Here is a 7,919-nt window from a genome sequence, read left to right as displayed (position 1 = left end):
GCGGTAGCTGTCGAGCATGCGCGGGGTCAGCGGGGAAGGGCTGAACAATGGGCGCAGTTCCTGAATGTCATCCAGGTCATAGAGCGTGATGGTCCAGCCGAAGCTGCGGATGATCTCATCGAGATTGCCGGCGCTGGGGGCGGGCTCCCAGGGGGCGTCGACGCTGATGTACAGCAGTGAGCCATTGGGTGCGACACGGTACTGGCTGTGCCATTCATAGGCCGGTGCGCTGTGGCGCTTGATCAGCAGGTAGAGAAAGCCCTCCCGCAACGGGCGGATGGCGTAGCTGGAATGCGTCATCTCGCCGACGTCCGAGAATGGGCTGAGATAGCTTGGCAGTTTCGGCAGGCGGGCGCGTTGTGCCGGGTTGCCGCCGATGGCGGCGTAGCGCAGGGGCAACAGTTCGAAGCGGCGGGTGCAGTTGGCGACGGGGCTGTTGCGCAGGGCGGGGCGGTAGCCGGTAGTGATGCGCCGACACAGTTCGAGGGTTTCGTTCAATGAATCCATGGATGTGCTCCAGTGAGCAGGAGTGATCATCAAATGCATGCAACGCGCTGCATTCGACGCGAACCTGGACCCTAGCGAGGAATCACTTCTTGCTGGAGCTTTGCGCTTCCGATACGTGCGTAGGAGATTTCTGAAAATGCGGTGGTCTTGACGTCGGTAGGTGTTTTCACCGGCTATCACGTCCACGAAAAGGCTTCTCGTCACGCTACGGAAAGTCGGTGGGAGAGCGAACCTGACAGATTTTTTGTAGGCGACCTGGCAAATCAAAAGGGCCGCAAAGCGGCCCTGATGCATTTCAGAACGCCCCTTGCAACGTCACCATGAAGTTGCGTGGCTCACCATAGAAGTTGCCCCACGCCGGCGCACCGATGGTGGCGTAGTACTTCTTGTCGAACAGGTTGTTGCCGTTGAGGGCGACCGTCCAGTTCGGGTCGATGCGGTACTGCACGCGGCCGTTCCATACGGTGTAGCCTGCCTGCTCGACGCGGGTAGTGCCGGTAGTGCGGAAGTTCTCGCTCTGGCTGTTCAGGCCGGCGCCGACGGTGAAGCGCTCCAGTGCACCGCCCAGCTGGTAGTCACCCCACACCTTGAGCATGTGCCGCGGGATGAAGCTGGAGGTGAAGGTCAGCTCGGTGGGGTCGGTGTCTTCGATGGTGTTCAGGTACTTGGTCTGGGTGTAGGTGTAGCCTGCCAGCAGTTGCAGGCGCTCGATTGGCGAGCCGCTGATCTCGGCCTCGAAGCCCTGGGCACGCACCTTGCCGCTGTCGGTGTAGCAATAGCCGTCGCCAGACGGGCAGGCTTCGTTGTAGTCGGTTTCCGCGCGATGATTCTCGATGGTGCGGAACAAGTTGAACGAGGTGTTCAGCGCGCCGTCCAGCAGCTCGCCCTTGATGCCGATCTCGTAGTTGGCACCGGTCTTGGGCTGTAACGCCTGCCGCTCGGCATTCACCTTGTCGCTCTGCGGCTGGAAGATGTCGGCGTAGCTGGCGTAGGCGGTCCACTGGTCGTTCAGGTCGTACAGCACGGCGGCGAACGGCGTGACCTGGCCGTTTTCCTGGCTGCGGTTATTCACCCAGTAATCGTAGAACTGGGTATAGGAGTCGCTCTTGTTGCGGTACCAGCTGACCCGCGCGCCCAGCACCAGGGTCAGCGGCTCTGCCAGCTTCAGCCGCAGGTTGGCGTAAGTGCCGTACTGGGTGGTGGTGGAGTCGGTTGGCACGCTGCCGCCGCGGGTCGGGTTAACCAGGTAATCGCCCTTGGACGGTTGTGGGAAGTTCGCGGTCGGGTTGAACGGGTTCTGCTTGGCGTTCAGCAGCATAAGCGCGAAGTAGTCATGGGTTTTCTGCCGGCTGGCGTTGGCACCGATGATCAGCTCGTGCTGGAGGCCGAACGCCTCGAACTTGCCATCGACATAGCTATCGAAGCCGTAGTCGTCCTGGTCGTAGTCGAAACGACCGGCTCGCACGTTCATGCTGGCGGTGCTGGCGCCGACCGGTACCGTGCCTTCGGAGTAGGCGTATTCGATGTCCTGGTTGTTGTGGGTGTAGATCGAGGCGAAGTTCAGCGTCCAGTCTTCGTTGAAGCGGTGCTTGAGGTCGGCGAAACCGGTAACACGCTGGCTTTGCAGGTCGTTCCAGCTGGCCCCCAGGCAGGTGGAGCGCGACAGCTTCAGGTCACTGCCATCGGCGTAGCGTGGCAGGCCGGAATAGCACGGTGTGGCATCGACATCCTCGTAGGCCAGGCCAAAGCCCAGGGTGGTGTCGGGGGTGACGTCCCAGTCGATGGCGCCGTACAGTATCTGGTCCTGGCGCTTGGCTGTGTCATAGAAGTACTGGCGATCCTGCTGCGACGCCACGGCGCGCCCCCGCACGGTTCCTGACTCGTTTAACGGGCCGCCTACATCCACCTGGCCGCGGTAGTTGTCCCAGCTACCGGCAGACAGGGTGACGGTGGTGGCGGCTTGTTCCTGGCCACGCTTGCGCACGAAGTTGACGCCGCCGGCGGAGGAGCCGGAGCCCTTCATCATGCCCGCCGCGCCCTTGAGGATTTCGACGCGGTCGTAGAACGCCATGTCGCTGGAAAAGCTGTTGGCCTGTACGTAGTTGCCACCCACATCCAGCGGCACGCCGTCGTACTGGTACTGGCCGTCCAGGTTGAAACCACGGGAGTAGAAGTACTTGCCGCCCATGGGCGAGTCGTACACGGTGATGCCTGGGGTCTTGTCCAGCACCTGTTCCAGCGTGTTGAGGTTCTGGTCGTCGAGCATCTTGCGGGTCATCACGGTGACCGACTGCGGGGTTTCCTTCAGCGTGTGCACGCCCTTGCCGATAGTCACTGCGTGGGCGGTGTACGACTGGGTGCCCTCGCTGGTGGCGTCCAGCCGGTTGGCGTCGATGTTCATCGGCCCCAGCTCCATGGCCGAGCCGTTGTCTGCAGGCATCAGCACATAGCCGCCATTGCCCTGGCGCTGAGCCTGCAAGCCACTGTTGGCCAGCAGGCGGATCAGCCCTTCATCGACGCTGTAGCTGCCTTCCAGGCCTGCGCTGCTCAGATTGCGGGTTTGTGCGGTGTCGAACGAAATGGTCACGCCCGCCTGCACGCCAAACTGGGTGATGGCATTGCCCAACGGGCCGGCAGGGACGTGGTAGGCGGTCTGGCTTTGGGCCATGGCCTGGGCAGGCATCAGCAGCAGCCCCGGCGCGCTGGCCAGGGCAATGCCGAACACTACCAGGCGCACGGCCTGGCTCAGCTTGGTTGCAGGGGTGGGGTGCAGATGGGGCATTGCGTGATCCTTCCGTGTCATGGCAGAAAGTCGCTGTCGTCGCGGCTTGTGTCAGGGACGGGCGAGAATCGAAATCAGCAAGGTGTGGGTGAAATTATTTTTGGGGCCGTTATTCAGGCGGGTTCCACGCTCACCCAGTAACGGCTGATATAGCGCACCTTCACGGGCAGGGTTTTGGGCAGGTTGGCCAGTGCAATATCGGTATCGTCGATGCGGAATGCACCGGAAATGCTCAAGGACCGGATCGAGGAGGCGCAGCGCAGCACCCCTTGCCGGTAACGCCCCAGTTCCTCGACAAAGTCGCCCAGCTGCCAGTCGTTCACACTCAGCATGCCCTGCAGCCAGGCTGTCGAATCCACGGGCAGGGCATGTGCGCTGGCGAAGTCGTCGCGGTCAAAATTCACTTGCTGGCTGGCCTGTAGTTGCAGCACCCGATCAGGGTGGTGCTGCGGGCGTACTTCGACAGCGCCCTGCAGCACGCCCACGCGCGTCTGCCGGGCAAGTTTGCGGATGCTGAACTCGGTACTACGGGTGAGCACGCTGCCGTCCTCGGTGTGCACGATGAACGGGCGCTGCTGAAGGCCATTGATCGGGCGCACCAGGATTTCCCCCTGGTACAGCTGGATCGCTCGTACCTTGGCGTCGTAGCGCACATCCAGCGAGGTATTCACGTTCAGCTCCAGCTGTGAGCCATCCTCCAGCTGCATGGCGCGCCGTTCGCCGCCACGGGTGCGTTGCTGGGCCAGCATTGCGCGATAGGGCACCTGCTCGGCTGCCAGCCAGCCACCGCCGCACATGGCCAGCAACAGGCTCAGCACCTTCAGCACATCGCGCCGCTGTGCTTGTGCCGCGCCCAGGCTGGACAGCGCTGCCTGTGGCGGCACCATGGCCCATTGCTGCTGCAGTTTTTCTACCCGCGCCCAGGCGGCAGCATGTTGCGGGCTGGCCTGCAGCCACTGCCGCCAGGCGTAGGTGCGGGCCTCGTCGCTGGCGCCATCGTTGAGCTGCACATACCAGGTGGCAGCGGCTTCGAGTGTCTTGAGATCCATCGCCCTCAGCCTTCGACTGCCAGCAGGCAGCGGGTCATCGCCTTGATCAGGTGGTTCTTCACGGTGGTAACCGACACGCCGAAGCGCTCGGCCGCAGCACCGTAGGTCAAGCCTTCCAGTTGAACGGCGAGGAAGATGGCGCGGGTTTTGGCGCCGAGTTCATCGAGCAGGGTGTCCACGGCCACCAGCATTTCGATGATCGACAAGCGCACTTCCGGCGATACCTCTACCGGCTCCGGGCGCAAGGCCAGGGCTTGCAGGTAGGCTTTTTCGATGGCGCGGCGGCGGGCTTTGTCGATCAGCAGCGCGCGGGCGATAGCGCTCAGGTAGCTGCGCGGCTCGCGGATCGGCAACGGGTTGCGCGCGGTCATTACCCGCAAGAACGTGTCGTGGGCCAGGTCGGAGGCATCGGCGGCGTTGCCCAGGCGGGCGCGCAGCCAGCCCTTCAGCCAGCTGTTGTTTTCGCTGTACAGCTGGTGCAGGGCCTGGGGATCGAGCGTCGACATGCGTCAAGACCGCAATATTAATGGGAATTGATCGCATTGTCGTAGTAGGGCAGGCTGATTGCAAGGATCGAGTGCATGCACACATCCTTGTGGGAGCGGGCGTGCCCGCGAAACAGGCAACACGGTGGATGGCACCGGCTCTGCCGGTGTTCGCGGGCATGCCCGCTCCCACTGAGGTTGCGCCAGCTTCTGGATCTTGAGCAAGGCAGTTGCTCACACAAAGGCAGCGCGCGCGCATTGAATACGTTGTTAGAACCCGGTCTCCAGGCTCAGCAGGTCCTGCACCGTCTGCCGCCGGCGAATCATTCGCAGCGTCCCGTCTTCGATCAGGAACTCCGGCAGCAACGGCCGGCTGTTGTAGTTCGACGACATCGATGCACCGTAGGCGCCGGCATCATGGATCACCAGCAGGTCGCCCACCTGAGCCTGGGGCAGGTCCTGCGGGGTCAGTTCCTGGTCATCCTGGGTGAACACGTCACCCGATTCGCACAATGGCCCAGCCACAACAGTCGGCTGCCGTGGGCGGTCCACCGGCTGGCCGTTTGCGTCGAGCAGGGTCATGCCGTGGTACGCGCCGTACATCGCCGGCCGCATCAGGTCGTTGAAGCCGGCGTCGATCATGACGAAGGTATTGCGGCCCACTTGCTTGACGGCACGCACTTCGGCCACCAGATAGCCCGACTCGGCCACCAGGAAGCGCCCTGGCTCGATTTCCATGCGTACGGGGTGGCCCAGCATTGCTTCGATTTCCTTGCGTGCCACCGCCCAGGTCTGGGCGTAGCGTTGCAGGTCGACCGGCTTGTCGGTGCTGCGGTAAGGGGTGGACAGCCCGCCGCCGATGGAGAACGCCTCGATATCCACGCCCAGGCGACCGACCAGTTCGATCATCGAGCGGGCCACCTGCTCCAGGTGCTGATAGTCCACCCCGGAACCAATGTGCATGTGCACGCCTACCAGGTGCAGGCCATTGGCCTTGATGCACGCGAGCGCCTCGTCCAGTTCTTCGTGCCAGATGCCGTGCTTGCTGTTTTCGCCGCCGGTGTTGGTCTTGCGGCTGTGGCCATGGCCGAAGCCCGGGTTGATGCGGATCCACACGCGGTGGCCGGGCGAGCGTTCACCCAGTTGGCGCAGCATGTCGATGGAGCCGGCGTTGACTTCGATCTTCTCTGCCACCACGCGCTCCAGGGTTGGCCGGTCCAGCGCGTCGCAGGTCAGCACCACGCCGGCAGGGTCACCGTCCACGCTCGCACCCGCAGCGAAGGCCCGCTCCATTTCACCCAGCGACACGGCATCCAGCACCAGGCCGTGGGCGCGCATCAGGCGCAGCACATGCAGGTTGGGGTTGGCTTTCTGGGCGAAGCGTACGGTGTCAAATACGTTCAGCTGTTCGACACGCTCGGCGATGGTGCTGGCGTCGTACGCCCAAAGGGGCGAGCCGTGCTGGCGAACCGCCTCGGCCAGAAGGGTGAAGGGTGCGGTCATGGTGGCGCTACTCGTATAAGGAAGGGCACGAGGATGAATCAAAGCGGGAATTCAGAAAAATAGCTTTTTTTCTTCCAGCCATTCATATCTGATATACCCATTGTCGACTCACCGGGTGCTGCCGTGAAACTGTCCGTCCGCCACATTGAAGTGTTCCGCGCCATCATGGCCGCTGGCAGTGTCACCGGTGCGGCGCGCTTGCTGTTCACCTCGCAGCCCACTGTCAGCCGCGAATTGGCGCGGCTGGAGCAGGTGACTGGCCTGAACCTGTTCGAGCGCGAGGGTGGGCGCCTGGTGGCGACGGCCCAGGCGCTGCTGTTGATCGAAGAGGTCGAGCGTGCCTACGTCGGGCTGGAGCGCATTGATCGCTTTGCCCAGGCCATCCGCAATTTCGAGCAGGGACGGCTGGCCATCACCTGCCTGCCGCTGTTCTCCCAGACCTTGCTGCCCAAGGCCTGCCAACGCTTCCATCAGCAGCACCGCGGTGTGAGCGTGAGCATCGTGGCGCAGGAGTCGCCGTTGCTGGAGGAGTCACTGGTTGCCCAGCAGCATGATCTTGGCCTGACCGAAATCGAGCAGATACCGCGCGGCGCTTATGGCGAATTGCTGTTCAGCGCCAACATGGTGTGCGTGCTGCCCGAGCATCACCCGTTGCAGGCCAAGGCCGAGCTGGAGCTAAGCGACTTTCATGAGGTCGATTTCATCAACCTGGCCAGCCTGGACACCTACCGCCAGCGCCTGGACCAGCACTTTCGCGCGGCGGGGGTGAACCGCCGCACGGTGATCGAGACCACCAGTGCCGCCTCGGTGTGCGCCATGGTCAGGCAAGGCCTTGGGGTGGCTATCATCAACCCGCTGAGCGGCCTGGAGGCGGCCCAGGGCGGTTTGCCGATCCGCAGGTTGCGGGTGTCGGTGCCCTACCAGGTCATGCTGATACGCCCCGACCATCGGCCGGCTTCGGCAGCGGTGGAGCCGTTTTGCGAGGCGCTGCGGGTGCAGGCTAAAGCGATGCAGGCAGCATTGCGCTAGCGCCTGACTCTCCCAAGGGGTTTTGTGCTGCCTGTACCGGCCTCATCGCCGGCAAGCCAGCTCCCACACCGACCACCTCTGCCTCAAGCCATTTGCAGTACCTATGGGAGCTGGCTTGCCGGCGATGAGGCCGGTACAGGCAACAAAGGTCGGCCCTGTGTGCAATCTGCGGTTCAGAGTTCGCAGACGAAGGTCCCGGTCCCGGTCAGGATGTTTTCCAGGGTTTGCTTCACTTCGTCCAGGTCGCTCAGGTCGCTGGTAAGGGTGATCTCCAGCACCTCGTCCCCCTTCAGCGCATCCTGGTCGCCGGCCGCCACTTCGATCAGCAGGCGCTTGGCACTCAGCGTCACTTTCAGCCCATCCAGCGTCGACGGCTCGTCATCCAGGGTCAGGTCGACGGTGTCTTCGTCGGGGTAGCGGGTAAGCAGGAACATCTGTCCCTTGTCGCTGTGGCAGCACAGGGTCGCCATGTTGTCTTCCTCGTCATCGCAAGGGGTGGCGAACAGCAGGGCGGTGTTGATTTGCATGAGCAGGCTCGGATCAAAGGAAACGGAAGGGAATTCT

General features: G+C 63.0%; 7 protein-coding genes. 1 reads left to right on the top strand and 6 read right to left on the bottom strand.

Annotated elements, in window-relative coordinates:
* The 5 genes from WF331_RS17870 to lysA all read right to left on the bottom strand — a co-directional run.
* The coding region (locus WF331_RS17870) for a toxin VasX (RefSeq protein ID WP_340623166.1) at window positions 1–507 on the bottom strand (507 nt) is incomplete at its 3' end.
* 295 nt (window positions 508–802) lie between these two features.
* On the bottom strand, window positions 803–3,289 hold the full coding sequence (locus WF331_RS17865; protein ID WP_340623165.1) for a TonB-dependent siderophore receptor: 2,487 nt from the start codon (window positions 3,287–3,289) through the stop codon (window positions 803–805).
* A gap of 113 nt (window positions 3,290–3,402) precedes the next feature.
* Window positions 3,403–4,338 carry a FecR domain-containing protein gene (locus tag WF331_RS17860; protein WP_284361496.1) on the bottom strand — a complete coding sequence of 312 codons (936 nt, stop codon included), beginning with the start codon at window positions 4,336–4,338 and terminating at the stop codon, window positions 3,403–3,405.
* Between the two features lie 5 nt (window positions 4,339–4,343).
* Window positions 4,344–4,844 (bottom strand): sigma-70 family RNA polymerase sigma factor, encoded by a 501-nt coding sequence (locus WF331_RS17855; RefSeq protein ID WP_016500801.1) that lies wholly within the window; start codon window positions 4,842–4,844, stop codon window positions 4,344–4,346.
* Between the two features lie 249 nt (window positions 4,845–5,093).
* Complete coding sequence (lysA, locus tag WF331_RS17850; RefSeq protein WP_284361493.1) at window positions 5,094–6,326, bottom strand: diaminopimelate decarboxylase; 1,233 nt, start codon at window positions 6,324–6,326, stop codon at window positions 5,094–5,096.
* A 123-nt stretch (window positions 6,327–6,449) separates the two neighbouring features.
* Between lysA and WF331_RS17845 the strand changes: the two genes are divergently transcribed.
* Window positions 6,450–7,355 carry a LysR family transcriptional regulator gene (locus tag WF331_RS17845; RefSeq protein ID WP_016500799.1) on the top strand — a complete coding sequence of 302 codons (906 nt, stop codon included), beginning with the start codon at window positions 6,450–6,452 and terminating at the stop codon, window positions 7,353–7,355.
* 173 nt (window positions 7,356–7,528) lie between these two features.
* Here WF331_RS17845 and WF331_RS17840 read toward each other — a convergent pair whose 3' ends face one another.
* Window positions 7,529–7,882, bottom strand: a complete 354-nt coding sequence (locus tag WF331_RS17840) for a hypothetical protein (RefSeq protein WP_016500798.1) — start codon at window positions 7,880–7,882, stop codon at window positions 7,529–7,531.
* Window positions 7,883–7,919 lie beyond the last annotated feature (37 nt).

The organism is Pseudomonas sp. YNh (assembly GCF_037993085.1).
GTDB classification, from domain to species: domain Bacteria; phylum Pseudomonadota; class Gammaproteobacteria; order Pseudomonadales; family Pseudomonadaceae; genus Aquipseudomonas; species Aquipseudomonas putida.
Note: the sequence above shows the minus strand (reverse complement) of the source record. Positions and strands in the feature narration are given on the sequence as shown.